Genomic DNA, 25,946 nt, shown 5'->3' on the forward strand with positions numbered 1-25,946 from the left:
AGACCACACCCGTGACCCAGACCCCTTTCGCGCGCGCCCTGCCGGCCGCGCTGCTCGGCGCCGTCCTGTCGGCGGCGACCGTGCCCGCCCTGGCGGACATCAAGGACTACCAGTTCCAGCTCGTGCAGCAGGACGCGAAGGTCGGCGAGACCGTCGTCGCCGTGCGGCTCGTCGACAAGCGCAGCGGCAAGCCGGTGCCGGACGCCGTGATCTTCGCCAAGCGCCTCGACATGGCCCCGGACAGCATGGAAGAGATGGTCACCCGGATCGAGCAGATCCCCTCGACCGAGCCCGGCATCTACCGCTTCAAGGCCAAGCTCTCGATGGCCGGTGGCTGGCGCCTGTCGCTCGGGGCCAAGGTCCAGGGCGAGACCGGCACGGTCGAGGACAAGCTGGTCTTCCAGGCCATCCGATGAGCCGGTCGCCATGGCTCGCCGGGACCCTCGCCGCGCTCGCGGCGGGAGGCGTCGGCTACGTCGCCGGGCACGGGGAGAACCCTGTCCCGGCCCTCGTCGCGCGCGCCCAGGCGCAGTTCGCCGAGTGGCTTCCCGCCGGCACGGGCCGGGCGGCCATACCCGCCCCGGCCCCCGCGAAGGCGAACGGACCCGTGGTCTACTACCAGGACCCGGACGGAAAGCCGGTCTACTCGGCGTCGCAGATGGTGACCGAGGACGGGCGCGCGTTCCGGGCGGTGCAGGCCGGCGAGGACGTCAGCTTCGACGTCGCCGATGATGGCGAGGCCATGCCGGCGGACACGGCCAGTCACGGCATGGCGCAGGGCGAGACGGCGAAGGCTGCCGGCGACACCCGTCGGATCCTCTACTACCGCAATCCGATGGGTCTGCCCGACACGTCGCCGGTGCCGAAGAAGGACCCGATGGGGATGGACTACATCCCCGTCTACGCGGGCGAGGACGAGGGCGGCACCGTCGTGACGGTCTCGCCCGGCAAGGTCCAGCGCACCGGCGTGCGGACCGCGGTCGCGGAGCAACAGGTGGTGGCCCAGCCGGTGCGCGTACCCGGCACCGTGGCGCTCGACGAGCGGCGCGTCACCGTCGTGGCGACCCGCTCGGACGCCTATGTCGACCACGTCGAGAACGTCACGACCGGCGACCGCGTCCGCAAGGGGCAGCCCCTGGTCCACGTCTACTCGCCGGAGATCAATGCGGCCGCGGCCCAGCTCATTGCCAACCCGGGCTTCGACGGCGCCCGGCGGCGCCTGCAGAACCTGAACGTCTCGGAAGACGTCATCGACGCGATGGAGCGCACCCGGAAGGTGCCGATGGCCATCACGTGGTCCTCGCCCCGGGACGGGCTCGTCCTGCAGCGGAGTGCCGTCGAGGGCATGAAGGCCGCGGCCGGCGATACCCTGTTCCGGATCGCCGACATCGCAACCCTATGGGTCCTGGCCGACGTGCCCGAGCGCGACCTCGCCGGGGTGCGCGTGGGGCAGCCCGTGACCGTGCGCCTGCGCTCGGCCCCGGGCCGGACGTTCTCCGGCAAGATCGCGGTCGTCTACCCGCAGGTGAACCCTGAGACCCGGGCCACGCGGGTGCGCATCGAGTTGCCGAACCCGGACGGCGCGCTGCTGCCCGACATGTATGCCGACGTCGAGATCGCCACCGGCGACGCCAAGCCCGTGGTGGCGGTCCCGGACGACGCCGTCATCGACACGGGCGAGCGGCAGGTCGTGCTGCTCGACCGTGGCGAGGGCCGCTTCGAGCCGAAGGCGGTGCAGGTCGGAATCCGCGGCGGGGGCTACACGGAGATCCGCGCGGGCGTGTCGGCCGGCGACCGGGTGGTCACGGCGGCGAACTTCCTGATCGACGCCGAGAGCAACCTGAAGGCCGCGCTCCAGGCCCTGGCCGCCCCCAAGGACGGCCGACAGGCGTCGAACGCAGGGGGCACGCCGTGATCGCGCGCCTCATCGGATGGTCGGCCCGCAATCTCGTCCTGGTGCTGGTCGGGACCGTGTTCGCCGTCTCGGCGGGCATCCTGGCGCTCAGGACCCTCCCGCTCGACGCCATCCCCGACCTCTCGGACGTGCAGGCCATCGTCTACACGGAGTATCCGGGTCAGGCACCGCAGGTGGTGGAGGATCAGGTCACCTACCCGCTGACCACCGCCATGCTGACGGTGCCGAAGGCGAAGGTGGTGCGCGGCTTCTCGTTCTTCGGCGTGTCCTTCGTCTACGTGATCTTCGAGGACGGCACCGACCCGTACTGGGGCCGCTCCCGGGTGCTGGAATACCTCAACGGCGCGGCGAGCCGCCTGCCGGCCGGGGTCACGCCGACGCTGGGGCCCGACGCGACGGGGGTGGGCTGGGTCTATCAGTACGTGGTGGTCGCGAAGGAGCGGACGCTCGCCGAGCTCCGGTCCCTGCAGGACTGGGTCATCCGCTTCGGGGCCTCGCGCGCGGAGGGCGTTGCCGAGGTCGCGGGCGTCGGCGGGTTCGTGAAGCAGTACAACGTCGTGGTCGACCCGAACCGCCTGCGCGCCCAGGGCGTCAGCCTCAACAAGCTCCGGGACGCCATCCGGGCGAGCAACGCCGACGTCGGCGGCCGCACGGTCGAGCTCTCCGAGTTCGAGTTCATGGTGCGTGGGCGCGGCTACCTGAAGAGCAGCGCCGACATCGAGAATATCGTGCTGAAGAGCTCGGGCGGCACGCCGCTGCGGGTCCGGGACGTGGCCCGAGTCGAGCTCGGGCCGGACGAGCGCCGCGGCATCACCGAGATGAACGGCGAGGGCGAGGTCGCCGGCGGCATCGTCCTGCAGCGCTTCGGCGCGAACGCCCTGACCGTCATCGAGGGCGTCAAGGCGAAGCTCGCGGAGGTCGCGAAAAGCCTGCCGGCCGGCACCGAGATCCTGCCGGTCTACGACCGCGCGCAGCTCATCGACGCGGCCATCGACACCCTGCGGCACACGCTGGCCGAGGAGAGCGTCGTCGTCTCCCTCGTCTGCATCGTCTTCCTGCTTCACGTGAGGAGCGCGCTGGTCGCCATCCTGATGCTGCCGGTGGGCATCCTGATGGCCTTCGCGGGCATGAGGGCTCTGGGGCTGGGCGCCAACATCATGTCGCTCGGCGGCATCGCCATCGCGGTCGGCGCCATGATCGATGCCGCCATCGTCATGATCGAGAACGCCCACAAGCACCTGGAGCGGGCGCCCCCGGGCAGGCCGCGGGTCGAGATCCTGGTCGAGGCCGCCGCCGAGGTCGGGCCGTCGCTGTTCTTCTCGCTCCTCGTGATCACCGTGAGCTTCCTGCCGATCTTCACCCTGGAGAGCCAGGAGGGGCGCCTGTTCGGGCCGCTCGCCTACACCAAGACCTTCGCCATGGCCGCGGCGGCGCTCCTGTCGGTGACCCTGGTGCCGGCCCTCATGGTGCTGTTCGTGCGCGGGCGCATCGTCCCCGAGCACCGCAACCCGCTGAACCGGCTCCTGATCTGGCTCTACCGGCCGCTCATCGCCGGGGTTCTGCGGGCGCAGATCCCGACCGTCCTCCTCGCGCTGGGCGTGCTGGCGGCCACCGTGTGGCCGGCCCGGCAGCTCGGCTCCGAGTTCATGCCGGAGCTCGACGAAGGCACGCTGCTCTACATGCCGACCACCCTGCCGGGAATCTCGGTGACCAAGGCCGGCGAACTCCTCGCGACCCAGGACCGCATCATCAAGAGCTTCCCGGAGGTGGCCTCGGTCTACGGCAAGGCCGGACGCGCCAGCACCGCGACCGACCCCGCGCCGATGGAGATGTTCGAGACGGTCATCGCCCTGAAGCCGAAGGCGGAGTGGCGCCCGGGCGTGACGCTGGCGAGCCTCAGGGCCGAGATGGACCGGGCGCTCCAGTTCCCCGGCGTGTCGAATGCCTGGACGCAGCCGATCCGCGCCCGCATCGACATGCTCTCGACCGGCATCCGTACACCGGTGGGCGTGAAGGTGCTCGGCACCGACCTGGCGGCCATGGAGGGCGTCGCCCGCCAGGTCGAGGCGGTGATCCGGGCCGTGCCGGGCACCTCCAGCGCCTATGCCGAGCGGGTCATCGGCGGCTACTTCCTCGACATCACGCCGGACCGCGAGGCGCTCGGGCGCTACGGCCTGACGGTCGGCGACGTGCAGGACGTCGTCGCGACGGCGCTCGGCGGGCAGGCCGTGACCACCACGGTCGAGGGCCGCGAGCGCTACACCGTGAACGTGCGCTACCCGCGCGCCTTCCGCTCGGACCCACGGGCCATTGCGGACGATGTGCAGGTGCCGCTGCCGGCGGGCGGCACGGTGCCGCTGCGCGAGGTGGCCAAGGTCGTGCTCACGCGGGGGCCGACCGCGATCCGCACCGAGAACGGCCAGCTCGCTGTCTACATCTTCGTCGACCTCGCAGGCCGGGATCTCGGCGGCTACGTGGCCGAGGCGCGCCAGGCGGTAGCCGACGCGGTGAGGCTGCCGCAGGGCACGACCCTGCAGTGGAGCGGGCAGTACGAATACCTGGAGCGGGCCGAGGCACGGCTGACGATCGTGGTGCCCCTGACGCTGCTGATCGTGTTCCTGCTCCTCTACCTGAACTTCCGGCGTCTGACCGAGACGCTCATCGTCATGCTGTCGCTGCCCTTCGCCCTCGTCGGCGGGGTGTGGCTGCTCTGGTGGATGGGCTTCAACCTGTCGGTCGCGGTGGCAGTCGGCTTCATCGCCTTGGCCGGGGTCGCCGCGGAGACCGGCGTGATCATGCTGGTCTACCTCGACCATGCCTGGGACGAGGTCCGGGCGCGTTGCGTGCACGCGGGCCGTCCCGTCACCCGCGGTGACCTGCGGCGGGCCATCATGGTCGGCGCGGTCGAGCGGGTGCGCCCGAAGATGATGACGGTGGTCGCCATCATGGCGGGGCTCCTGCCCATCCTCTGGAGTACCGGCTCGGGCTCCGAGGTCATGCAGCGCATCGCCGTGCCGATGATCGGCGGGATGGTGTCCTCGACCGTGCTGACCCTCGCCGTCATCCCCGCCGTCTACGGGCTCGTGAAGGGCTGGGGCCTGCCCCCGGGCGGGGAAAGCGAAGCGGTCGCCGTTGACGAGTCGACACCTCACGGGGCTGCCGCCGCATAGCGGCCGCCCGTCGAGCCGTTTCGAGAGACCTGCAACGCCGGTTCGGCACTGGGCCCGGACCGACTGGCCCAGCGGCTAGGGTGTTCGGCCGGCCGGCAGGATCATCGCCGTATCCGGATCGGACACATCACCTTCCTGCTGCTGGTCGAGCGTCAACGTGGCGGCAAGGTCCGGAACCTGCCCCTTCGCCAGTTGCTGGGCTGCCGCGACCTGTTTCTCACGGGCCTGCTCGACCGTCAGTTCGCCCCGCACGACCGCGCGGGCCAAGTTCAAGCTCAGGACGTTCTCGGCCTCGCTGGCACCGTAGGCAGTGAGGGTGCCCCGTGTCCGATCCGGGATCACGCTGCCGTTGAACGTCGCGACCGCGCTGAAGAGGTTGAGCGGCACCTTGTAGGGCAGGCTCTGTTCCAGCACGTCGCTGTGCTTGGCCGGGAAGTCGTGCTCGGCTCCGACCTTATGCACCACAGTCCGGATCCATGGCCCGTTGCGATGCCAGATCAGCAGGGTCGCCGTCTGCTCCTGCGGTGCGCCGTACTTGTTGGCCATGGCCTCCGCGGCCTTCTGCGACGGCTCGGGCCAGTCCTGCGCGATGCGCTCGGCGGCCCATGTGGGGCTGACGGACAGCGCGAGAACGAGAGCAAGGGTGTATCGGCTGCGGTTCTGCGAGGGCATGCGCTTTCCTGACGGCGCCGGGGGCAGCATGGCCACGGGCAGCGAATGGGGATCGCTGTCACGCCGCCGCGTTGCTCCGGATCTACGCCGGGTATAGGGCGGGCACCCCAGAATGGTTCCAGGGAGACGCCCGATGGCACAGCCGATATCGCTGGACGTGAACGGGCACGCGGCGCACGTGAATGTGGACGATCCCGATACGCCGCTCCTCTACGTGCTGCGTAACGATCTGGGCCTGCATGGCCCGCGCTTCGGCTGCGGGCTGGGCCAGTGCGGCGCCTGCACGGTGCATGTCGACGGGCAGGCGGTGCGCTCCTGCGTCACCCCGGTCTCGAGCCTGAAGGCGGGGGCCAAGATCGTGACGCTCGAGGGTCTCGGCGGCCCGGACAAGCCGCACCCGGTGCAGGCGGCCTTCATCGCCGAACAGGCGGCGCAGTGCGGCTACTGCATCAACGGCATGATCATGCAGTCGGCCGCCCTGCTCAACGAGACGCCGAAGCCCGACGAGGCCGCGATCCGGCAGGCCTTGGCCCAGAACCTCTGCCGCTGCGGCACCCACCTGCGGATCGTGCGCGCCGTCCAGCGCGCGGCCGGCACGCTCTGACGGAGGTTGTTGCCATGAACGCGCCCCTCCTCTCCCGCCGCAGCCTGCTCCTCCAGGGCGGTGCCCTCGTAGTCGGCTTCTCGCTGTCCGGCCGCGGCGCTCGCGCGCAGACCTTCGCGGCGGTCGCGACCAACGGCTTCTCGAAGCCCGTCGCGCCGGACCAGGTCGACAGCTTCCTGGCGCTCGGTGCCGATGGCCGTGTCACGATCTTCTCCGGCAAGGTCGACCTTGGCACCGGCGTCGAAACCGCGATGTCGCAGATCGCGGCCGAGGAACTCGACCTGCCGCTCGACCGCGTGACCATCGTTCAGGGCGACACCGCGCTGACGCCGGATCAGGGGCCGACCTACGGCAGCCTCTCGATCCAGAAGGGCGGCGTCGAGATCCGGCAGGCGGCGGCGACGGCCCGCGCCCGCCTCGTGCAGAGCGCGAGCGAGCGGCTCGGCGTGCCGGCCGACGCGCTGGTGACCGAGGCGGGTACCGTGCGGCCGAAGGCCGGCGGCGCAGGTCTCTCCTACGCCGAACTCGTGAAGGACGGGCGCCTCGACCTCAAGGTCGATCCGGCCGTCACCACCAAGGACCCGGCGCGCTTCGCTCTCGTGGGCAAGTCGGTGGCGCGGATCGACATCCCCGAGAAGATGACCGGCCGCTTCACCTACATGCAGGATTACCGCGTGCCCGGCATGGTGCATGCCCGCGTGGTTCGCCCCCCGGCCATCGGCGCGGATCTGCAGAGCGTGGACGAGGCGTCGGTCGCGAACATCCCGGGCCTGATCACGGTCGTGCGCCAGGGCAACTTCCTGGCCGTCGTCGCCGAGAAGGAATGGGCGGCCATCAAGGCGGCCAAGCAGCTCCAGGCGACGTGGTCCAAGTGGGAGGGGCTGCCCGAGCAGGACAAGCTCTGGCAGCACGTGCGCGCCACGAAGGTGACCAAGGATGACGTGACGAGCAGCACGGGCGATGCCGAAGCGGCCCTCGGCCAGGCTGCCCGGAGGCTCGAAGCCACCTACGACTTCGCCATCCACACCCACGGCTCGATCGGGCCCTCCTGCGCCATAGCGGAGTTCAAGGACGGGCTCCTCACCTGCTGGACCGCCTCGCAGATGACGCACGCGCTGCGCAAGCAGCTCGCGGCGATGACCGGCCTCGCGCCGGAGGCGGTGCGCTGCATCTACGTCGAGGGCTCGGGCTGTTACGGACGAAACGGCCACGAGGACGCGGCAGGCGATGCGGCGCTCCTCGCCCGCGCGGTCGGCCGCCCCGTGCGGGTCCAGTGGTCGCGTGCGGACGAGCACGGCTGGGATCCGAAGGGACCGCCGACCCTGATCGACCTGAAGGCCGGGCTGGATCAGCAGGGCAACGTCGCCGCCTGGTCCTCGCAGTTCCACATTCCGGAAGGTGCGGCCGGCAACGTGCCGCTGGTGGCGGCCTCGCTGGCGGACCTGCCGCACGAGACCACGATGGCGCCGGGCAACATCATCGGCAACTCGGCGCTGCCCTACGCCTTTCCGAACGTGCGCACGGTCTGCCACCGTCTGGCCTCGACACCGCTCCGGCCCTCCTGGATCCGCACACCCGGGCGGATGCAGAACACCTACGCCAACGAAGCCTTCCTCGACGAATGCGCCGCGGTGGCCGGCGCCGACCCGCTGGAGTACCGCCTGCGCGCGCTCAAGGATCCGCGCGGCATCGAGGTGCTGAAGCGGGTTGCCGACCTCGCCAAGTGGCAGGCCCGCCCCTCGCCGGTGAAGGACGCATCCGGCGACGTGCTGCGCGGCCGCGGCATCTCCTATGTGAAGTATGAGCTGAACCGCACCTACGTGGCCGGGGTGGCCGAGGTCGAGGTCAATCGCAGCACGGGGCAGGTGCGGGTGCCGCGCTTCTTCGTGGTCCAGGATTGCGGGCAGATCATCAATCCGGACGGCGTGCGCAACCAGCTCGACGGCAACGTCATCCAGACCGTCAGCCGGGTGCTGATGGAGGAGGTCACTTTCGATCGCGGCGCCGTCACGAGCCTCGACTGGTCGAGTTACCCGATCCTGACCTTCCCGGACGTGCCCGAAGTCGTGATCGACCTGATCGATCGGCCGACCGAGAAGCCCTGGGGAGCGGGTGAACCGTCCGCCGCCATCGTGCCGGCGGCGGTCTCGAATGCGATCTTCGACGCGACGGGCGTGCGCGTGCGGTCCGTGCCGTTCACGCCGGCCAAGGTGAAGGCAGCCCTCCATGGGGCCTGACATAGCCCCATGCCCGTTCTATTGCGCGGTGCCGTAGGGTGGGGCGGCCGCCTCGATCGTCGAAGCCCGACCGAGGCGGCCGGACCCAACATGTGAGATTCCGACGTGAGCTGGAGGGCGGCCCGACCGCTGTTCCGGCCATATCCGGTCGGCCACTTCGCGCCCATCACGGACATTCTAGATTCTCTTGCCTCGTCTCCAGATTGGACGTCAGCGGCTGGTGCGCGCTGCGAGATCGAGCCTGGAGCGGAGCATGGGCATCAGCATCGTGGCAATCTGTGTGCGATTTTGCAGCTTGTACTTGCGCATGACATTGCTGATGTGGGCGCGGACAGTGTTTGGCGAAATACTCATTTCGTAAGCAATCAGTTTATTCGGAAGGCCGCTCGCGATGTGCGTGATCAGTTCGCGCTCGCGGGCGGTGGGAGCGTCGACAGGGCGGTTGGTGGCATCCTGTCTGACACGCCGGACACGTATCGGCGTCTTGAATTGCATCGCCGGACGTCTTCCGTCGGTAAGAGTCATTTGCGCCTCCCTCCAATGCCTCTCCAAGAAGTGCCGCCCCTGGTCATTCCGCCTTCAGTGCCTCCACCGGATCGAGCAGGGACGCGTGATGGGCAGGGTAAAAGCCGAAGAAGAGTCCCGTGATAGCGGAAAAGGTCACAGCCAATGCAACCGCACTCGGGTCGATGATCGTCGTCCAACCGGCGGAGCGTGCGACGGTCAGCGAGACGGCGGTGCCGACGAGGACGCCGATGAGGCCGCCCAGCAGGCAGAGCACCAGGGCTTCGGCCAGGAACTGCAGGCGGATGTCCCGGCCTCGCGCGCCGACCGCGCGCCGGATGCCGATCTCGCGGGTTCGCTCGGTGACGGTGACGGTCATGATGTTCATGATGCTGATGCCGCCCACCAGCAGTGAGACGCCGGCCACCGAGGTGAGCAGCAGCGCGATGGTGCGGGTGGCGCCGCGCTGGGCATCCATGGCGGCGGCGGGATCGGAGACCTTGAAGTCGTCCTCCTGGCCCTCGGCGATGCGGTGGCGCTGGCGCAGGAGCCCTTCGATCTCCGTGCGCGCTCGGCCCATCGCCTCTTCGGAGACGGCCTTGGCGATGATGTAGGCGACGGCGTCGCGGTTGACCCCGCTGGCGCTGCCCAGGAAGCGCAGCTTGGCCGTCTCCAGCGGCACGAACACGACGTCGTCCTGGTCCGGCCCCTTGGGATCGAGCACGCCCACCACCTCGAAGGGCACGCTCATGATCCGCACCTCCGCCCCGACCGGGTTGTCGCGCCCGAACAGCTCCTTGGCCACGACGCTGCCGAGGATGGCGACCTTGGCGGCGGTGGTCTGCTCGGTGCCGTTGAAGCTGCGGCCGCGCGCCAGCAGCCAGTCGCGCACGAGGAAGTGCCCGTTGGTGGTGCCGTTGACGGTGGTGTTCCAGTTCCGGTTCTCGCGCACGATCTGGGCCGTGCCCGACAGCGATCCGGCCGCGGCGCGCACCTGCGGCACCTGCGCGAGGATGGCCTCGACATCGCCCTCGGTGAGCGTCAGCCGGGTCCCCGCCTTGAGCCGGACGCCGTCCTTCCGGGCGGTGCCGGGATTGATCATCAGGACGTTGGCGCCGACCGCGCGGATCTGGTCGGCGACCCGCCCCTGCGCGCCGCTGCCGATGGCCAGGACCGTCACCACCGAGGCCACGCCGATGACAATGCCCAGCATCGTCAGAAAGCTGCGCATCGGGTTCAGACGCAGGGAGTGGAGCGCCATCAGAAGTGCCTGAGCGACCATCAGGCCGAGGCCCTCGCCCGACCGCACGTCACGTTGGGGCGATCCGAGACGATGCGCCCGTCCTGCAATCGGACAATGCGACCGCACCGCTCGGCGACGCTGAGATCATGCGTGATCATGAGGACAGTCCGTCCCGCTAGATTCAGGCTGCGGAACAGCGCGAGAATCTCGATGCCGGTTCGGCTGTCGAGGGCGCCGGTCGGCTCGTCCGCAAGGACGATACTGGGATCCGTCACCAGGGCGCGGGCGATCGCCACCCGCTGCTGCTCGCCGCCGGAGAGCTGCGAGGGCAGATGATCGGCCCTATGCGACATTCCTACGGCCGCGAGGGCCATCTCCGCGCGCCGGCGTCGTTCGGCTCTCCCGACGCCCGCGTAGATGAGCGGCAACTGGACATTGTCCAAGGCGGTGTTGCGCGCCAGGAGATTGTAGGACTGAAAGACGAAACCGATGCGGCGGTTGCGAAGCGTGGCGCGCCGGTCGGCAGACAACCGCGCCGTATCCACGCCCTCGATGATGATCTGCCCGGAGGTCGGCCGGTCCAGAAGCCCGACCAGATTCATCAGGCTGCTCTTGCCGGAGCCGGACGGGCCGACCACGGCCACGCATTCGCCGTCGAAGACGTCGAACGTGATGTCGTGCAGAACGGGCACGCTGATGTCGCCCATCCGGAATGTGCGGTTGACCGCGGAGAGACTGACGACGCGTTCCGTCATAGCTCGAGCCCGTCTCCGAGGAAGCGGGTCGGTTCAGCCGCATCGGCCCGCCCGGCGACGATCCGGTCGCATTCCGATCGGGCGCCATCGCGAGGCGCACCTTCATCAGCGGCCGATGTACCGACCTCTTGGGTCCGGACGGCCGCGGAAGGGAAGGCGTCCGGACATGTGTCCGCCGCGCCGACAGCCAGATCGCTGGCGACGGCGGGCGCGCACAGGGTGCTGATGAACCAGCGTCCCATGGCCAGCCTCCTGCGCCCGCGGCGTTTCCCAGCCGGGCGGGCGATGGTTCGATGGCGTCTTGAGTTGCGCCAAACGTCCGATCAAAGTTGTGTCAGACTGGAGCCGCGGCCGAAATTCGCTCGCGACCGTACGGCTTCGCTCGTACGAGGAAACCCTTAGGCCGCGCACCGGGGTGCAGGCAGGTCCGGTGCCCCGACCCTCAGGCTGCCCCGGCCTCGAGGGCTGCGCGGACGAGGTCCTGAACCGTCTCGCACTCCATCTTCGTCATGATCCGCGCCCGGAACACCTCTACGGTGCGAGGGCTGATGGCGAGTTCGTCGCCGATATCGCGATGGGTCCGGCCGAGCAGGACCCGGTCGAGCACCTGCCGCTCACGGCTCGTCAGGCGGCCGAGGCGCTCCGCGATGATCGCCTGCTTCACGTCATAGCCGTGCGCACGGCGGCAGCGGATGGCTGAGCGGACGGCCCTCAGCAGAGCCTGCGGAGGGAACGGCTTCTCGATGAAATCATGGGCCCCGAGCTTCATCGCGCGCACCGCCGTGGTGACATCGGCGTATCCCGTCATGACAACGACCGGGAGCGTGGAGCCGGCCGCGCGGAGACGCGTGAGGAGTTCGAGGCCGTCGATCCGCGGCATGCGCATGTCGGTCAGGAGGCAATCGCCATCCAGTTGCGCCATCTCGGTAAGGATCCAACCGACATTGGCATGTTCACGGACGGCGAAGCTCGCAGCCTCAAGGAGAGATGCCGTGCTGGCGCGCATGGAGGCGCAGTCGTCCACCAAGTGTATGAGCGGCCTTGCCCCCATGATGTGCTCCCGATCACGAATGTTGCGCTGTGTATCGAATAAATCAGACAAATCTAAGCCGCTGTGATCTTAAAATTTTCGGCTCAAGGACTGATAATTTACCTATAGATCGGCCGAAGTCAGGTCTTTTTCGTACGGGGATGACCATAACATACTGATTTTCAAATTTCCACGCGAAACAGTTGTCGCAGAATAAGCGATTGACCGGAAACGGAAATTTGCGCCGTCGAGAGCGGCGGAATTAGTCCAATGTGACTAGTCTCTTTGTCAGTATTAACATCATCACAGCGAGCGTGAATGCTTGGTGCGTCGGTCGTGCCATGGCGTGATCTCGCCCATGAGCGCCGGCGCAAACGGTCGAAACAGGCCGTGAAATTTCATCAACGGAGGCATCTGATGAAAAAGATTCTGCTCTCGGCCGTCACCGCGCTCTCGCTCGCTGCTCTGCCCTCGACGGGTTACGCCTTCTCCATTGGAAGCGGCAATGGCAACGGTAACGGCAACGTCGGTGTCGGCAACGGTAACGGCAACGGCAACGGCAACACCGGCGCCTTCAACGGTAACGGGAACGGCAACTTCAACTTCGGTGCCTTCAACGGCAACCTGAACGGCAACGGCAACACCGGTGCCCTTAACGGCAACCTGAACGGCAACGGCAACGTCGGTGTCGGCAACGGCAACGCCAACGGCAACCTCAACTACGGTATCGGCAACGGCAACGCCAACGGCAACCTCAACGGCGGCTGGTTCAACGGCAACGGCAACGGCAACCTGAACCGCTGAGCCGCTGCGATGACCTTGGGAGCGACCCATCCGGTCGCTCCCGATCCGTTTGCAGGGAGTCGATGATGAACAGCGCTCGGTTTCTCGTTCTCGCGGCACTTCTGGCCGCTGATGGGGCCTCAGCCCAAACGCTCGCCTTTTCCTTCGGAAACGGCAACGGCAACGGCAACGGCAACATCGGGATCAGTAACGGCAACTTCAACGGCAACGGCAACACCGGTTCCGGCAATGGCAACGGGAACGGCAACGGCAACGGTGCCCCGCAGACAAACGGAAACCTGGGCGCCTTCAACGGCGGGACGGGCAATGTCGGTGCCTTCAACGGCCTCGGCAACACCAGCTCGACCAGCGGCAACAACAACGTGGGCGCGTTCAACGGAAACCTGAATACGGGGACCAACAACGGAAACGGCAATGTCGGCTCGTTCAACGGGAACCTGAACGGCGGGAGCTACAACGGCAACGGCAATATCGGGTCCCTGAACGGGAATGTGAACGGCAATGCAACTCTGCGCATCCGCTAGAAACGGCAAAAAGGCCGGGCGTCGAACTTCTGCAAGGTGGAGAAAGCCGTGTCCGGATCCGGAAGTCGACGACCCGCGAAGCCGAATTCTCGCCGCCCGACCGTAAACGGTCATGTTTGGGCGGAGGACGAGGCGGCCGTGTCCATCAAGCGAACGCCGGAACAACGGTCCGGCCGGAAGAAGGGCGACAGACAAAAGGACGGGCGACCGCTCGCACCGCGCTATAGTTCCGCACCGCCCTCTGACCGACCGGATCCGTGTTGACGAAGGCGGCGATGCTCAAGCCGCAGCGTGCGGCTTCCCACCTGCCTGATCATCGCCTGGCCAATCGCCGCCTTCTCGCCCGCGGCGGCAGCATCCCGGGCAGAGTCCGAATGCGGAAGGCTTGCCGCATCGCCGGCTTGGGCTGGGAGCCTAGCGCCTCGCATGCAGCCCGGCATCGACGGAGATCCCAGGAAGGAGATCCCAGCATGAACGACTCATTCCGACGCATGGCCGGAGGTGCCTGCATTGCTGTCGCGGCACTGCTCCCGGTTCCCCTCTCGGCCCAGGCGGTCATGTCGCCCTCGACCCCCACCGTCCCGGCCAACGGCTGGCGACCGACGCCGGGTCACTTCTGGCATCATCACCATATGCCCCCCGGCGGATTCACCATCCCATTCTGGGGAGGTCTCGTCCCCTTCGCAAATCCAGGGGCCGCTGGCTTGGCCACAGCGCTCGCACCCGGCGGTGCCGCCGTTCTCAACGGGAATGGCATGCCCTCGAACTTGGACCTGATGGGCGGCACGGGCAACGGGAACGGCAATGGCAACACCGGCTCGAATAACGGCAACGGCAATTCGGGCAACTTCAACGGCAACGGCAACATCGGCTCCAACAACGGCAACGGCAATTCCACCAACGGGAATGGTAACTTCGGCATCGGCAATGGTGTCGGGAACGGAGGCGGCGATACCTTCGGTCAGTAGCGCGGTGCAGCCGCGCGCGAAGAGCGAGCCGGTATGGCTTCGCAGCGAGCGCCGATGCCGCATCGAAGGTACGCTGCGCCGCCCCCGCCGCTAGGCCGTTCCGCTCTACCCATGGCCGAGATAAATGCCGATCCACCTCGGCCTCTTCGGGCACACTCAGAGGTCTCGCACATGGCGCGATGGTTGCCCGACAACCTGATGACGCTCGGCGTCGCGGTGATCGCCGCCTTCGCCCTGCTCACCTACGCCGATCCCGGTCTGGGAGGCCTCGGGGGCGCCCGGCTTGGGTCGCCGGCCGCCGCCGCGGCGGTGGTCAAGGAGCTGGCTGTTCCGGCGCCGGAGGCGGGCCACTTCATCACGGCTCCGATCCAGCGCGGCTCGCTGGAGCAGCTCATCACCGCCACCGGCACCGTGCAGCCGGTCGACACGGTCGAGGTCGGCTCGCAGCTGGCGGGACAGATCGCCAAGCTGCACGTCGACTTCAACGACCGGGTCCATCTCGGCGACCCGCTCGCCGAACTCGATCCGCGCAGCTTCATCGCCAAGGTCGAGGAGAACCGCGCCGCCCTCGACATGGCGGTGGCCAACGTCAAGGTCCAGCAGGCCCGGCTCGACCGGGCCCGGACCGACCTCGACAACGCCCGCGGCACCAAGGCGGTGCTCCAGGCCAAGCTCGAGAGCGCGCAGGCCCAGCAGCTCGCCGCCGAGCGCACCCTCGAGCGCAAGGTCGCCCTGCGCACCCGCGAGGTCGCCTCGCCCGCCGCCCTCGAGGAGGCGCAGACCGACCTCGCCTCCCGCAAGGCCCTGACCCGCGAGGCGAGTGCGGTGCTCGAGCTCAACGGCTTCGCGGTGGACGCCGCCGTCGCGGAGGTCCGCCGCCTGGAGGCGGAGCTGGCCCAGGCCCGCGCCGCCGTGCCCCAGCGGCAGGCGAGCCTGCGCGGCGCCGAGATCGACCTCGACCGGACGGTGATCCGCTCGCCCACCGACGGCGTCGTGGTCGGCCGCCTCGTCAACCAGGGGCAGACGCTCGCGGCGGGCCTGGAGGTCCGGACCGCCTTCACCATCGCCAAGAACCTCGCCGAGATGGAGGTCCATGCCCGCGTGGACGAGACCGACATCGGCCGGATCGCGGCCGGGCAGCGCGCCACCTTCGGGGTGGACGCCTATCCGGGCCGCCGCTTCCAGGCGGTGGTCCGGCAGGTCCGCAAGGCGCCGCTCGTGACGCAGAACGTGGTCACCTACACGGTGGTGTTGAAGACCGACAACCGCGACGGCCTGCTGCTGCCCGGGATGACCGCGCTGGTGAAGCTGACGATCCACAAGGAGGAGAACGTCCTCAAGGTGCCGCTGGCGGCCCTGCGGTTCCGCCCGGAGGGCAGCGCGCCGCGCGATCCGGCCGCGCCCGCGGTCTGGGTGCGGGCGGCCGACGGCAGCCTGGAGGCGGTCCGGGTGGAGACCGGCGCGATGAGTGCCGACCTGGTCGCGCTCCGGGCGGCGGGGAGCCTCGCCGAGGGCAGCGAGGTGGTGGTCGGCCAGGCCGAGGCGCCGACGGGCCGCCGCCTGTTCGGCGTGCGGCTGGGGTTCTGACAATGCCGCTCCTCGGACCGCATACCCTCAGAAGGGGCGCACAAGCCGCGGGGTGCGATGTCCAGACGTAAAGTCCGACCTTCCAGGACGGTCCTGTCGATGGACCCGAACGTGCAGCTCCGGTTGAGGCGCGAGGCCGACTGGGCGACGTCCCGACGCGATTGAGCGGCGGTCTCTGATCCGAGCGCCCACGCCCCAGCGTTCGCCCCGCTGCGCATCTTACTTTTTTGCGTTTGACGTCGCCCCGAGACGCGGCTTCGAAGCTCCGCATCGGAGCTATCGGATGCCTGATATGTGCAATGTCTCAGGCCAGCGGTGGCGAATGCTTCCGCCTCTCCGCCCGTCTTCCGATAGCCGCCGCTTCCCGATGAGGCCTGCTACCCGCGGCGTCCGCTGTCGAGCGGCAGTCTTCTACAGCCAGACATCGCCCAGACGCAGCGACCAGATCACGTGACCGTTGGGGCCGGTGAGGAAGATCGCGTTCGCATCCGAGCTGATCATGTCGACGCGGATGCGCTTGGCCGCCTCTATGGCCTCGGCCGCATTCCTGGCGATGATGCTGTCCTCGCGCACAGGCGCGTCAACAGTCCCGTCAGGGCGCCGGAGGGCCACGCAGAATCGATAGTGATGCATCGGACCCACAGACTGTCCGTCTGCGAATAAGGGCTGCTCCGAGCCAAGAAAATAGCATTTGTTAAAATCATTCGTCGCTCGGCGCCGGATCCACAGCGAGCCGGCAGAAAGATTGCCTCAACATATGTTCGAGGGTCGGGTAATCGAGCGATATAATTGCGCGCAAATCAAGTGCAATGGTGTGTTTTGTTGATCTTGAACTAGGAGCTGTGGCTTGGATTATGAGCTTCCTCTTAAGCTGACAACGTTCGGAGGAGGCTATGCCTAAGGTGTCCACCTTCATCAGTGCGAGCGTTATCCTGGCATTCACGGCAGCAGGCGCGCTCGCTGCACCCTGTGCGGTTGGCACCACTGTAAACAGCCAGGGCAAGCAGGCAGCACAGGATAAAGGCTCGAACGCGGACGCCTCGACCAAGAACCTCGCGGGCGGTGAGCATGCCGGCGCACCGAAGACAGTCGAGGCCATGAACAACGTCGGCGCTCAGACGAACCCCGGCCCGAACGAGAAGAAGCCTCCGGAAGGCAAGCCAATTCAGGGTCAGAACAGCAACGATCGCTGAGCCGCCGATTGGAGTCGAATCCCTGTTCGCCCGCGCGACAAGGATATGGGCTGCCCCCTCGGCAGCCCCTGCCAGTACCGCTGGTCGCAGCAGCCGCAGGTCTGGGTCCTTCATCCCTGAGCCTGCGGCGCGGCCGCACGAGCGACGAGGCCTGCCGCGTCCGGCGCGACCAGGCAATTTGAGTCTCGCCGCAGGGCAAGCCGCTGGAGGCATCTTGGCGCCTCGCCCGAAGAGCCCGACCGCGTCCAGCCCCGAAACGCGGACCTCCGAAAGGCGCACCGCCACGCTCGCCGAGATCCGAGCCCGCCAGCCTTCGCGCGGCCACCCTTTTCAATGGCGCCCTATGTCCAGACAGAAAAAAGGCCGCCTGAACGGGGCGGCCCGAAGTCTTGGGAGGAAACGCCCTTGGGAAGGGCTGCGGAACCACGACGCCGTCGCGATCCAGCGTTCCTGACCTAAGCACCCGCACCGCGGCAAACAACGGCCGATCGGTCGTGGATTCGGGCATAAGTAGCGCCGCGTGACCTCTCAGGTGCGCTTGCACACCATAGCTCGGCCACGCCGACCGCCGGGTTCGGGCCGACGCCCGGGAGATCGAGGTACGGGGGTTCCGATGCGCGGACGCGAATGCAGCCGCCCAGCAGCGGAGCGGCTGGCCCCGACGACCGCGCTCGCAATCGGGTCCCCGAGGAGAAGGCGATGGCCGCGGTCTCGAACCTCGGCCTGACTCACCCATGCGATCCACGCGGTCCGGCCGCTGCGGACGGTCGGCGTCGCCGGCCCTGGACCGGTCGAAGCTGGCCGAGCAGATTGAACGCAAAACGCATTTTCGACTATCAACAACTGCGCTAATTTCTCCGACGATGCCGTAAAGCGCATCGGAGATTGTTCACCATGTGCCGCTATCTCTTCGCCCCTCTGCTGATTGCCAGTATCGCCGCCATCGCGACGCCGGCTGCGGCCCTCTCCACCAAGGAGTGCTCGGCAAAGTATCAAGCCGCCAAGCAGGCCGGAACGCTCAACGGGCAGACGTGGAACGACTTCCGCAAGGCCGCGTGCGGCGCGGCACCGGATGCGGCTGCCACCTCGGTCCCGAACCCGGTTGCGCCGTCGGCCAAAACGGCCGCACCACCCACCTCGACCACGACGGCCTCGAGAGCGGCGCCGGCTGCCTCGCCTGGATCGGCCGCCTATCCGCGAGCGATCGATCCGAAATACGCCAAGGAATCGGCGGGCAAGGCCCGGATGCACACCTGCCTCGACAGCTACAATGCCGCCAAGGCCGCGGGCACGCTGGGCGGCATGAAGTGGATCGAGAAGGGGGGCGGCTACTACTCGGCCTGCAACAAGCAGCTCAAAGGGTAGGCGTGCCTCGATCCCCGCATCGGGCCCGATACTGTTCCTACGCCGGAGCGGCGCCCCACCTCAGACCTGATGCGCGAACGGCGCGCGACCCGATCATGCCGGTGGCGTTCGATGGGGCCATGGCGCAGCCGGGTACCGGTACGAACCAACACGGCAGGGCTTCGACGATGTTGAGGCCCTGCCGATCGCCAGCTGTTCGATACCCGCGTGGCGGTCTCGAGGTTGCCGACGCGCGGAACGGATTGACCCATTGAGGTAGCGTCCGCCTGTCCGAGGCGGCGGTACGCTTGACCCGATCGTCAAACATGGGAGGGCGGCAATGAGAGTGTTTCAGATCCGGCATAAGCTGACAGGCGCCATCCTCTGGACCGGCTCGGCCACGGATCCGCTCGCCGCCCTCGACGCGATGGCGCACGAGGCCGGGTACTACGACCACAGTGACATCCCAGAGCACCTGCGGGCCGGCGGCATCCACGTCGAGGAGATTCGGGTCTAGAGCGGGATCCGATCAGCCGCGGTCGCAAGAGGCGTCACCGCGGCGGCGAGAGTTGCGGCACTCGTCCGGTTCGAGGCACCGGACGGTACGCTTGGCGCTGTCCCCGGGGCAGTGGTCGTGCGCGGATCACTCCCCTGAAGTCACGCGCGCTTGATCGGGTGGCGGCAATCTCTGTAAGCACAAGTGTCAGGGGTGCGCTCGCGTAGGACTGCAAGGGCTCGTTGATGACGATGGCAGGCAACGTCCGGGGCGCTGCCGGGAAACCGGCCGCCGACGCGAAGGTATCCCCGCTCGTTGTCATCGTCGAAGACGACGCGGGTGTCCGCGAGGGATTGCAGGATCTGCTGCAGTCGGTGGGGCTCGACACGGTCGCCTTCGGGTCGACGCGCGATCTGCTCGCTGCGACTCTGCCGGATCGTCCCGGCTGCATGGTCCTCGACGTACGGCTGCCTGGCTCCAGCGGCCTCGACCTGCAGTCGAAGCTGGCGGCCATGGGCAATCGCATGCCGATCATCTTCATGACCGGCCACGGCGACATCCCCATGAGCGTCCAGGCCATGAAGGCCGGTGCCCTCGACTTCCTGACGAAGCCGTTCCGCGATCAGGACATGCTGGACGCGATCGCCGTCGCGATCGAGCGTGACCGGGCGCGGCGTGCCGAGAGCGCAGGTGTGGCCGAACTCGAAGCGCTCGCCGCGACTCTGACGGCGCGGGAGGCCGAGGTCATGCGCCACGTGGTCGAGGGGCTGCTGAACAAACAGATCGCGCATGCGCTGGGTATCAGTGAGATCACGGTCAAGATTCACCGCGGCAACGTCATGCGGAAAATGGCGGCCGGCTCCGTGGCCGACCTCGTGCGTAAGACCGAGTTGTTGAAGACGGTGGCATAGGGTGACCGTCCGGGCGCGCGGATCAACCTCTGCCGTCTCGCCCGATGGAGCGCGCCGCCGCTGACGGGATCCGCTTGGCCCCCGGCGGTTGGGCGATCGGGCCACACCCATCCGCGATGCGCCTGGGCCGTGCGCGGAACGAGACGCATCGCAAGCATGTTGGCTGTCGCGCGGCGCGATACGCCCTGGACTTGCCTGGATTTATCAAAATTATATTCATTCAATGCCGCGGCGAATTGTTCGCCCGGTCGGGAAACTCGATGAATTCAATTGCATTGAGTGAATTATGGGCGCTGTCGCCTTCTCCCTTGGCCAACGGCAGGCCGGATCAAACGATCGTATGATATCGGGATGGCGGCTGCTGGTGCATTGAGGTGAGATCGTCCGCCGGCGAGAAGCCTCGAAAGGAACATGCGTGTCGGCTGGAAAGAAAGCGGTGGCACTCGTCGACGATGACGAGGCTGTTCTGGACGCGATGTCCAACTTCCTCGAAGCGCTCGGCTACGACACGCTGGCGTTCAGCTCGGGCGAGGCGTTCCTGATCTCGGGTGTCGAGAGTGATGTCTCCTGTCTCGTGACGGACATCAACATGCCCGGTCTCAACGGCCTGGACTTGCAGGACCGCGTGCGGCAGGTGCGGCCGGCCCTGCCGATCATCATGATGACGGCGCTGACCGACGACACCGTTCGGCGGCGTGCCTTCGCCGGGGGCGCCCGGGAGCTCCTGCGCAAGCCCCTGGCAGCCGACGACCTGATCCGCTGCCTGGAGGATACGATCGGGTCCTGACGGCGGCCGGTTCTGCCACGCTTTTCGGAAGGCATCTCTCACGATCCTCGCAAGCCGCGCGGTTGTGCGCGCAGCTTGCGCGTCGTGTCTCGGCGGACACGCACGGCGTCGGTCGTCCGTATCAAACCTCCGTATGACTCGGATCCGCACCCGCCTCGGCGCAGGATCGGGCGGATGCCGCGCATCAGAGAGGGGGCCACATGGCGGTGACGGGTGCCGACGATCCGCTGAGTGGGCTCGCGCCCCTGCTGCGCGTGCGACCGCACCTAGACGACGTCTGCCGCTTCGGCGGGAGCTGGGCCGCCAGGCACGAGCCGGAGCCGGCTCGGCAGGCCTACTTCCACATCGTCATGCGCGGCCATGCCACTCTTCTGCGGCCTGAAGGCGAACCGCTGCACGTCGCGGCCGGGGACATCCTGCTCTTGCCGCGCGGCGACGCGCACACGATCCACAGCGTGGGACCGCACCCGCAGACACGACAACCCATTGCCGTCCGGCACGAGCACGCCCTCCGGTTCAAGACCACCGTCGGCGCCGAGCCGGATGTCGAGCTGATCTGCGGCCGCCTGCATTTCGAGGCTGCGCCCCAGAACCTGATCGTCACCGCCCTGCCGGATCTCCTCGTCCTGAGCGTGGGCGCGCAGCCCCTCGCCACGCGCTTCCAGCCCCTCCTTGTCGGCATCCGCGAGGAGCTGAACGACATCCGAGCCGGAGCCGTCGCGGTCGCCGAGAATCTCGCGAGCGCGCTGTTCATGATGATGCTGCGCGCGCACCTCGAAGCCTCGGCCCCGGCGGAGGGCCTGCTGCGCCTCCTCGGGCAGCCGGTGACCGCCAGGGCGGTGCTCGCGATGGTGCGCGATCCCGTGCACGCCTGGACTCTGGACGAGCTTGCCGCGGTCTCCGCCGCCTCGCGGGCGAGCCTCGTGCGCGCCTTCCGCAAGGCCGCCGGCGTCGCACCGCTCGAATTCCTGACCGACCTGCGGCTCGGCTTGGCCCATCACCGCCTGAGGGCCGGGACGGTCTCGCTCGACAATCTCGCGGTGGAGGTCGGCTACCAGTCCGCGGCAGCCCTCAGCCGGGCGTTCCTGCGCAAGTACGGCATCCGCCCCGGTCACGCCCGACAGGCCGAGGCCCCCGCGAATTCCGGCTGATCCGCCCGGTCATCAGCTTGCGCCGTGCGGTCATCGAGGGCGCAGCCGGCCACGATTACCTTCCTCGTCATCACGAAGGAGGTCGTCATGCACATGATCGATTGGAACACCTACCGCCAGCAGGTCACGGCCGGCGTCGGACATTTCGCCAAGCTCAGCCCCGACACGGTGCGCGGCTACGGCACCCTTAGCACGGCCGGCCAGAAGACGAGCCAGCTCGATGCCAAGACCCGCGAGCTGATCGCGGTTGCGGTGGCGATCTCCCTGCGCTGCGACGGCTGTATCACGGTCCACACCGACGCCGCGCGCAAGCTCGGCGCCACCGAGGCCGAGCTGGCCGAAGCCCTCGGGGTCGCCACCAGCATCAATGCCGGAGCCGCGGTCGTCTACGCGACGCGCGCCCTCGACGCCTTCGCGGCCTCGGCCGAGGCCTGACCCATCCTCCAACCCGGTTGAGCAAAGGAATCGTGTCATGAACACGCAGATCCGTCGCGTCCTCCGCCTCGTGTCCGGGCCGGGATCGAACCGCATCGGCCTCCAGGCCATGCGGGTCGCCATCGCCGTCATCTTCCTCTGGATCGGTGCGCTGAAGTTCGTGCCCTACGAGGCGGACAGCATCACGCCCTTCGTCGCCAACAATCCGGTGATGGCGTTCTTCTACGCCCATCCGGACCAGTACGCGCAGCACCTCACCCACGAGGGCGAGCTGAAGCTCGCGGAGCGCGCCTGGCAGACGGCGAACCACACCTACGCGTTCTCCAGCGGATTGGGGACAGTCGAGCTGCTGATCGGCCTGCTCGTCCTCGCCGGCCTGGCATCGCGGCGGCTGGGCCTCGCCGGGGCGGTGCTGGCCTTCCTGACGCCGGTTGTGACCCTGTCGTTCCTGGTCACCACGCCCGAGGCCTGGGTGGCAGCCCTGGGTGATGCCGAGCACGGCTTTCCCTACCTGTCGGGGGCAGGCCGGCTCGTCCTGAAGGACGTCACCCTCATGGCCGGCGCGTGGCTGGTCCTCGCCGACAGCGCCCGCGCGCTCCTTGAGGAGGCGTCGACTCGAGCCGCCCCCGCACGGCTCGTGCCGGCCACGAAGGCGTAACGCGCCGGTGTGCGGGGGCTGAACGGCGGCCCCCGCTACCGAAGTTTGGAGCGCCTCGGTCGGCCATCGCTTGAGGTGATGACCCCTAACCTTCGTATGATTCCGAACCGGTTACGGCGCCTGTACGCCTTTCGAACGGGACGTGATCGCGAAGCACCGCATTCGTGGCGCGCCTTCGAGAGCTTCACCGCGCCAGGACAAATGGATCCGGCGTGAGAACCGTTGCCAAGTTGTGGAAGAGGTCGAACGATGATCCAGCTCACGATCAACGCGCGCCAATACACGGTGGAGGCCGAGCCGGACACGCCGCTGCTGTTCGTCCTGCGCGACAGTCTCGGGCTGACCGGTACCAAGTACGGCTGCGGCATCGGCCAGTGCGGCGCCTGCACGGTGCTCCTCGACGGCGAGGCAACCCGCTCCTGTCAGATCCCGCTCGAGAGCGTCGGCAACCAAGCGATCACCACCATCGAGGCGATTGAGCACGATCCGGTCGGCGCCAAGGTCGTGGCCGCCTGGGTCGGCATCGAGGTGCCGCAATGCGGCTACTGCCAGTCCGGCCAGGTCATGGCCGCCACCAGCCTGCTCAAGCAGACCCCAAAGCCTTCCGACGCCGACATCGCCGGCGCCATGACCAATCTCTGTCGCTGCGGCACCTACAACGCCATCGCCGCCGCCGTGCGGCAGGCCGCCGCCTGAGAAGGCCTCCCCATGACCGACCTCACGCCCCTCCGCCGCGCCGACCGCCCCGAGCCGGTCCGCAATCTCTCCCGCCGCGGCTTCCTGGGCGCCGCCTCCGGCGCCCTCCTGCTCGGCGTCGGCCTGCGGCTCGATCCCGCCGCCGCCCAGACCCGCGCCGAGGGCCCGGCGGCCGTCGCTCCGAAGCCCGGCACCCGGGTCGCCGCCTTCCTGGAGATCCGCCCCGACAGCTCGGTCCGCCTGCTCAGCCCGTTCGTGGAGGGCGGACAGGGCATTAACACCGGGCTTGCCCAGACCATCGGCGAGGAACTCGACCTCGACCCCGCCCGCTTCACTGTCGAATGCGCCCCGCCCGGACCCGACTACGCCGTCGTCAACGGCCTGCGCATGACCGGCGGCTCCTTTTCGACCCGGTCCAGCTTCGAGGCCATGCGGCGGCTGGGCGCCACCGCCCGCGAGATGCTGCTGCGCGCCGCCGCCGCCAAGCTCGCCGTGCCGCAGGACAGCCTGACCACCCGGGACGGGCGCGTGATCCACGCCGCCTCCGGCCGGAGCCTCGGCTACGGGGAACTGGCCGCCGCGGCGCTCGCGCTCCAGCCCCGGGACGACGTCACGCTGAAGGACTCGAAGGATTTCCGCTGGATCGGCAAGCCGGTGGCGCGCCTCGACATGCGCGACAAGTCCACCGGTCGGGCCGTCTACAGCATCGACATCCGCCTGCCCGACATGGTGCACGCCGCCGTCCAGCACGCGCCGCATCTCGGCACCGAGCCGGAGGCGATCGCCAACGAGGCGGAGGTCCGGGCGATGCCGGGTGTCCAGGCGGTTCAGCGTCTTCCGGGCGCGGTGGCGGTGGTGGCCGACACATGGTGGCGCGCCCGCAAGGGTGCGGAAGCGCTGCAGGTCACCTGGACCAAGCCGGCCCCCGACGGTACCGCCACCGTCTCGGCCGGCTTCTCCTCGGCCGCCATGCTGGCCGCCCTGAAGGGCGCGAGCGAGCCCGGCATCCCGGCCGAGCAGGCGGGCGACCCGGAGGCCGCCTTCCAGAACGCCGCCAAGATCGTCGCGGCGGAGTACGACGCCCCCTACCTCGCCCATGCGCAGCTGGAGCCGCCCTCCGCGGTGGCGCGCTTCGCGGCCGACGGCAGCCTCGACCTGTGGCTGCCGAACCAGATGCCCGAGCTGTTCCAACAGGTGGCCGCCAAGACCGCGGGGCTCCAGCCGGATCAGGTCCGCATCCACTCGCCGATGCTGGGCGGCTTCTTCGGGCGCCACTTCTACTACGGGCCGGCCAACCCGTTCCCGCAGGCGATCCTGCTCGCCAAGGCCACGGGCAAGCCGGTGCGGGTGCTGTGGTCGCGGGAGGAGGAGTTCGGCATGGACGCGCTGCGCCCGCTGAGCTTCGCGCGCTTCCGGGCCGCGCTCGGGCCCGACGGGATGCCGGTGGCGCTGGAGACCACCGCCGTAGGCGAGGGCCCGATCGGGCGCTGGTTCGGCGCGCTGTTCAAGTCGCCGGTCGATTCCTCCGTGGTCGAAGGGCTGGATCAGAAGCCCTACGCGATCCCGAACCGGCGGCTCACCTACGTGAAGGTGCCCCACCCGGTGACCATCGCCTTCTGGCGCTCCGTCGGGCACTCGATGAACGACTACTTCTACGAGAGCTTCCTCGACGAGATCGCGCAGGCCGGCGGCCAGGACCCGTTCGCCCTGCGCATGGCCCTCCTGAAGGACAGCCCCCGTCACCGCACGCTGCTGCAGGCGGTGGCGGATCTGGCCGGCGGCTGGAAGGGCGGCCCGTTCCAGGCCGCGGACGGCACGCGCCGTGCGCGGGGCGTGTCGATGGCCTCGCCGTTCGGCTCGGAGACGGCGACGATCGCCGAGGTGTCGCTCAAGGACGGCGAGGCGCGGGTGCACGATCTCTGGATCGCCATCGATCCGGGCCGGGTGGTCAACCCGGCGATCGTGAAGCGGCAGGTGGAGAGCGCGGCGGCTCTGGGCCTGTCGTCGACACTTCTGGAGCAGGTCGTCTACGAGGGCGGCCAGCGTCAGGCGCGGAACTTCGACGCCTACCCGATCCTCGACCGGAGTCGCATGCCGCGGGTGCATGTGGCGATCGTGGAGAGCGGCGCGCCGATGGGCGGTATCGGCGAGCCGGGCCTGCCGGGGGTGCCGCCGGCGGTGGTCAACGCCGTGGCGGTGCTCACCGGCCAGCGCCTGCGCAGCCTGCCGCTCAGCAAGGCCCGCCTCTCGGGGGCATGACGG

General features: G+C 68.5%; 26 protein-coding genes. 19 read left to right on the top strand and 7 right to left on the bottom strand.

The window, feature by feature from the left end:
* Positions 1 to 11 precede the first annotated feature (11 nt).
* Genes ACYCO6_RS34630 through ACYCO6_RS34640 form a run of 3 tightly spaced genes read left to right on the top strand, consistent with a single transcriptional unit; the run spans position 12 to position 5,085 of the window.
* The gene (locus ACYCO6_RS34630) at positions 12 to 416 is read left to right on the top strand and encodes a FixH family protein (protein WP_459767941.1); all 405 of its coding nucleotides are present in this window, start codon (positions 12 to 14) and stop codon (positions 414 to 416) included.
* Positions 413 to 1,915, top strand: a complete 1,503-nt coding sequence (locus ACYCO6_RS34635; protein WP_459767943.1) for an efflux RND transporter periplasmic adaptor subunit — start codon at positions 413 to 415, stop codon at positions 1,913 to 1,915. Before ACYCO6_RS34630 ends, ACYCO6_RS34635 begins: the two co-directional genes overlap by 4 nt.
* Positions 1,912 to 5,085, top strand: coding sequence for an efflux RND transporter permease subunit (locus tag ACYCO6_RS34640; protein WP_459767945.1), 3,174 nt, complete (start codon positions 1,912 to 1,914; stop codon positions 5,083 to 5,085). Before ACYCO6_RS34635 ends, ACYCO6_RS34640 begins: the two co-directional genes overlap by 4 nt.
* Before the next feature lie 75 nt (positions 5,086 to 5,160).
* Here ACYCO6_RS34640 and ACYCO6_RS34645 read toward each other — a convergent pair whose 3' ends face one another.
* On the bottom strand, positions 5,161 to 5,757 hold the full coding sequence (locus tag ACYCO6_RS34645) for a hypothetical protein (RefSeq protein WP_459767947.1): 597 nt from the start codon (positions 5,755 to 5,757) through the stop codon (positions 5,161 to 5,163).
* A 133-nt stretch (positions 5,758 to 5,890) separates the two neighbouring features.
* Here ACYCO6_RS34645 and ACYCO6_RS34650 point away from each other — a divergent pair, with 133 nt between their 5' ends.
* Complete coding sequence (locus ACYCO6_RS34650; protein ID WP_459767949.1) at positions 5,891 to 6,361, top strand: (2Fe-2S)-binding protein; 471 nt, start codon at positions 5,891 to 5,893, stop codon at positions 6,359 to 6,361.
* A gap of 14 nt (positions 6,362 to 6,375) precedes the next feature.
* Positions 6,376 to 8,598, top strand: a complete 2,223-nt coding sequence (locus ACYCO6_RS34655) for a xanthine dehydrogenase family protein molybdopterin-binding subunit (RefSeq protein WP_459767951.1) — start codon at positions 6,376 to 6,378, stop codon at positions 8,596 to 8,598.
* 210 nt (positions 8,599 to 8,808) lie between these two features.
* On the opposite strand, the gene ACYCO6_RS34660 is transcribed toward ACYCO6_RS34655, so the two are convergent.
* The 5 genes from ACYCO6_RS34660 to ACYCO6_RS34680 all read right to left on the bottom strand — a co-directional run bounded on the left by ACYCO6_RS34660 (position 8,809) and on the right by ACYCO6_RS34680 (position 12,151).
* Complete coding sequence (locus tag ACYCO6_RS34660; protein WP_459767953.1) at positions 8,809 to 9,123, bottom strand: response regulator transcription factor; 315 nt, start codon at positions 9,121 to 9,123, stop codon at positions 8,809 to 8,811.
* A 43-nt stretch (positions 9,124 to 9,166) separates the two neighbouring features.
* Positions 9,167 to 10,411 (bottom strand): ABC transporter permease, encoded by a 1,245-nt coding sequence (locus tag ACYCO6_RS34665; protein WP_459767956.1) that lies wholly within the window; start codon positions 10,409 to 10,411, stop codon positions 9,167 to 9,169.
* A complete protein-coding gene (locus tag ACYCO6_RS34670) occupies positions 10,384 to 11,100 on the bottom strand; it encodes an ABC transporter ATP-binding protein (RefSeq protein WP_459767958.1) in 717 nt (238 codons plus the stop codon). The genes ACYCO6_RS34665 and ACYCO6_RS34670 overlap by 28 nt, the downstream gene beginning before the upstream one ends.
* Complete coding sequence (locus tag ACYCO6_RS34675) at positions 11,097 to 11,342, bottom strand: hypothetical protein (RefSeq protein ID WP_459767960.1); 246 nt, start codon at positions 11,340 to 11,342, stop codon at positions 11,097 to 11,099. The genes ACYCO6_RS34670 and ACYCO6_RS34675 overlap by 4 nt, the downstream gene beginning before the upstream one ends.
* Positions 11,343 to 11,542: 200 nt before the next feature.
* Positions 11,543 to 12,151, bottom strand: coding sequence for a response regulator transcription factor (locus ACYCO6_RS34680; RefSeq protein WP_459767962.1), 609 nt, complete (start codon positions 12,149 to 12,151; stop codon positions 11,543 to 11,545).
* Positions 12,152 to 12,547: 396 nt separating this feature from the next.
* Between ACYCO6_RS34680 and ACYCO6_RS34685 the strand changes: the two genes are divergently transcribed.
* The 4 genes from ACYCO6_RS34685 (at position 12,548) to ACYCO6_RS34700 (ending at position 16,013) form a co-directional block, all read left to right on the top strand.
* A complete protein-coding gene (locus ACYCO6_RS34685; RefSeq protein WP_459767964.1) occupies positions 12,548 to 12,934 on the top strand; it encodes a hypothetical protein in 387 nt (128 codons plus the stop codon).
* Between the two features lie 62 nt (positions 12,935 to 12,996).
* Positions 12,997 to 13,458: a hypothetical protein gene (locus ACYCO6_RS34690; protein WP_459767966.1), complete on the top strand. Its 462-nt coding sequence runs from the start codon at positions 12,997 to 12,999 to the stop codon at positions 13,456 to 13,458.
* A 470-nt stretch (positions 13,459 to 13,928) separates the two neighbouring features.
* Positions 13,929 to 14,426, top strand: coding sequence for a hypothetical protein (locus ACYCO6_RS34695; protein WP_459767968.1), 498 nt, complete (start codon positions 13,929 to 13,931; stop codon positions 14,424 to 14,426).
* A gap of 171 nt (positions 14,427 to 14,597) precedes the next feature.
* Positions 14,598 to 16,013 carry an efflux RND transporter periplasmic adaptor subunit gene (locus ACYCO6_RS34700; protein WP_459767970.1) on the top strand — a complete coding sequence of 472 codons (1,416 nt, stop codon included), beginning with the start codon at positions 14,598 to 14,600 and terminating at the stop codon, positions 16,011 to 16,013.
* Between the two features lie 411 nt (positions 16,014 to 16,424).
* Here the strand turns inward: ACYCO6_RS34700 and ACYCO6_RS34705 are convergent, their stop codons facing one another.
* Positions 16,425 to 16,586: a hypothetical protein gene (locus ACYCO6_RS34705; RefSeq protein ID WP_459767972.1), complete on the bottom strand. Its 162-nt coding sequence runs from the start codon at positions 16,584 to 16,586 to the stop codon at positions 16,425 to 16,427.
* 329 nt (positions 16,587 to 16,915) lie between these two features.
* On the opposite strand from ACYCO6_RS34705, the gene ACYCO6_RS34710 reads away from it, so the two are divergent.
* The 10 genes from ACYCO6_RS34710 (at position 16,916) to ACYCO6_RS34755 (ending at position 25,943) form a co-directional block, all read left to right on the top strand.
* Positions 16,916 to 17,206 (top strand): hypothetical protein, encoded by a 291-nt coding sequence (locus ACYCO6_RS34710; RefSeq protein WP_459767974.1) that lies wholly within the window; start codon positions 16,916 to 16,918, stop codon positions 17,204 to 17,206.
* Between the two features lie 894 nt (positions 17,207 to 18,100).
* Entirely contained in the window at positions 18,101 to 18,571 is a 471-nt protein-coding gene (locus ACYCO6_RS34715; protein ID WP_459767976.1) for a hypothetical protein, read from the top strand.
* Between the two features lie 319 nt (positions 18,572 to 18,890).
* Positions 18,891 to 19,067, top strand: coding sequence for a hypothetical protein (locus tag ACYCO6_RS34720; protein WP_459767978.1), 177 nt, complete (start codon positions 18,891 to 18,893; stop codon positions 19,065 to 19,067).
* A 230-nt stretch (positions 19,068 to 19,297) separates the two neighbouring features.
* Entirely contained in the window at positions 19,298 to 19,957 is a 660-nt protein-coding gene (locus ACYCO6_RS34725) for a response regulator transcription factor (RefSeq protein ID WP_459767980.1), read from the top strand.
* 436 nt (positions 19,958 to 20,393) lie between these two features.
* A complete protein-coding gene (locus ACYCO6_RS34730; protein WP_459767982.1) occupies positions 20,394 to 20,744 on the top strand; it encodes a response regulator transcription factor in 351 nt (116 codons plus the stop codon).
* Between the two features lie 200 nt (positions 20,745 to 20,944).
* Positions 20,945 to 21,895, top strand: a complete 951-nt coding sequence (locus ACYCO6_RS34735) for an AraC family transcriptional regulator (protein WP_459767984.1) — start codon at positions 20,945 to 20,947, stop codon at positions 21,893 to 21,895.
* A gap of 87 nt (positions 21,896 to 21,982) precedes the next feature.
* Positions 21,983 to 22,330, top strand: coding sequence for a carboxymuconolactone decarboxylase family protein (locus tag ACYCO6_RS34740; protein ID WP_459767987.1), 348 nt, complete (start codon positions 21,983 to 21,985; stop codon positions 22,328 to 22,330).
* A 37-nt stretch (positions 22,331 to 22,367) separates the two neighbouring features.
* Entirely contained in the window at positions 22,368 to 22,988 is a 621-nt protein-coding gene (rclC, locus tag ACYCO6_RS34745) for a reactive chlorine resistance membrane protein RclC (protein WP_459767989.1), read from the top strand.
* Between the two features lie 249 nt (positions 22,989 to 23,237).
* Positions 23,238 to 23,684, top strand: coding sequence for a (2Fe-2S)-binding protein (locus tag ACYCO6_RS34750; protein ID WP_459767991.1), 447 nt, complete (start codon positions 23,238 to 23,240; stop codon positions 23,682 to 23,684).
* A gap of 12 nt (positions 23,685 to 23,696) precedes the next feature.
* On the top strand, positions 23,697 to 25,943 hold the full coding sequence (locus ACYCO6_RS34755) for a xanthine dehydrogenase family protein molybdopterin-binding subunit (protein ID WP_459767993.1): 2,247 nt from the start codon (positions 23,697 to 23,699) through the stop codon (positions 25,941 to 25,943).
* Positions 25,944 to 25,946: the final 3 nt, after the last annotated feature.

This window comes from Methylobacterium sp. CM6257 (assembly GCF_054611515.1).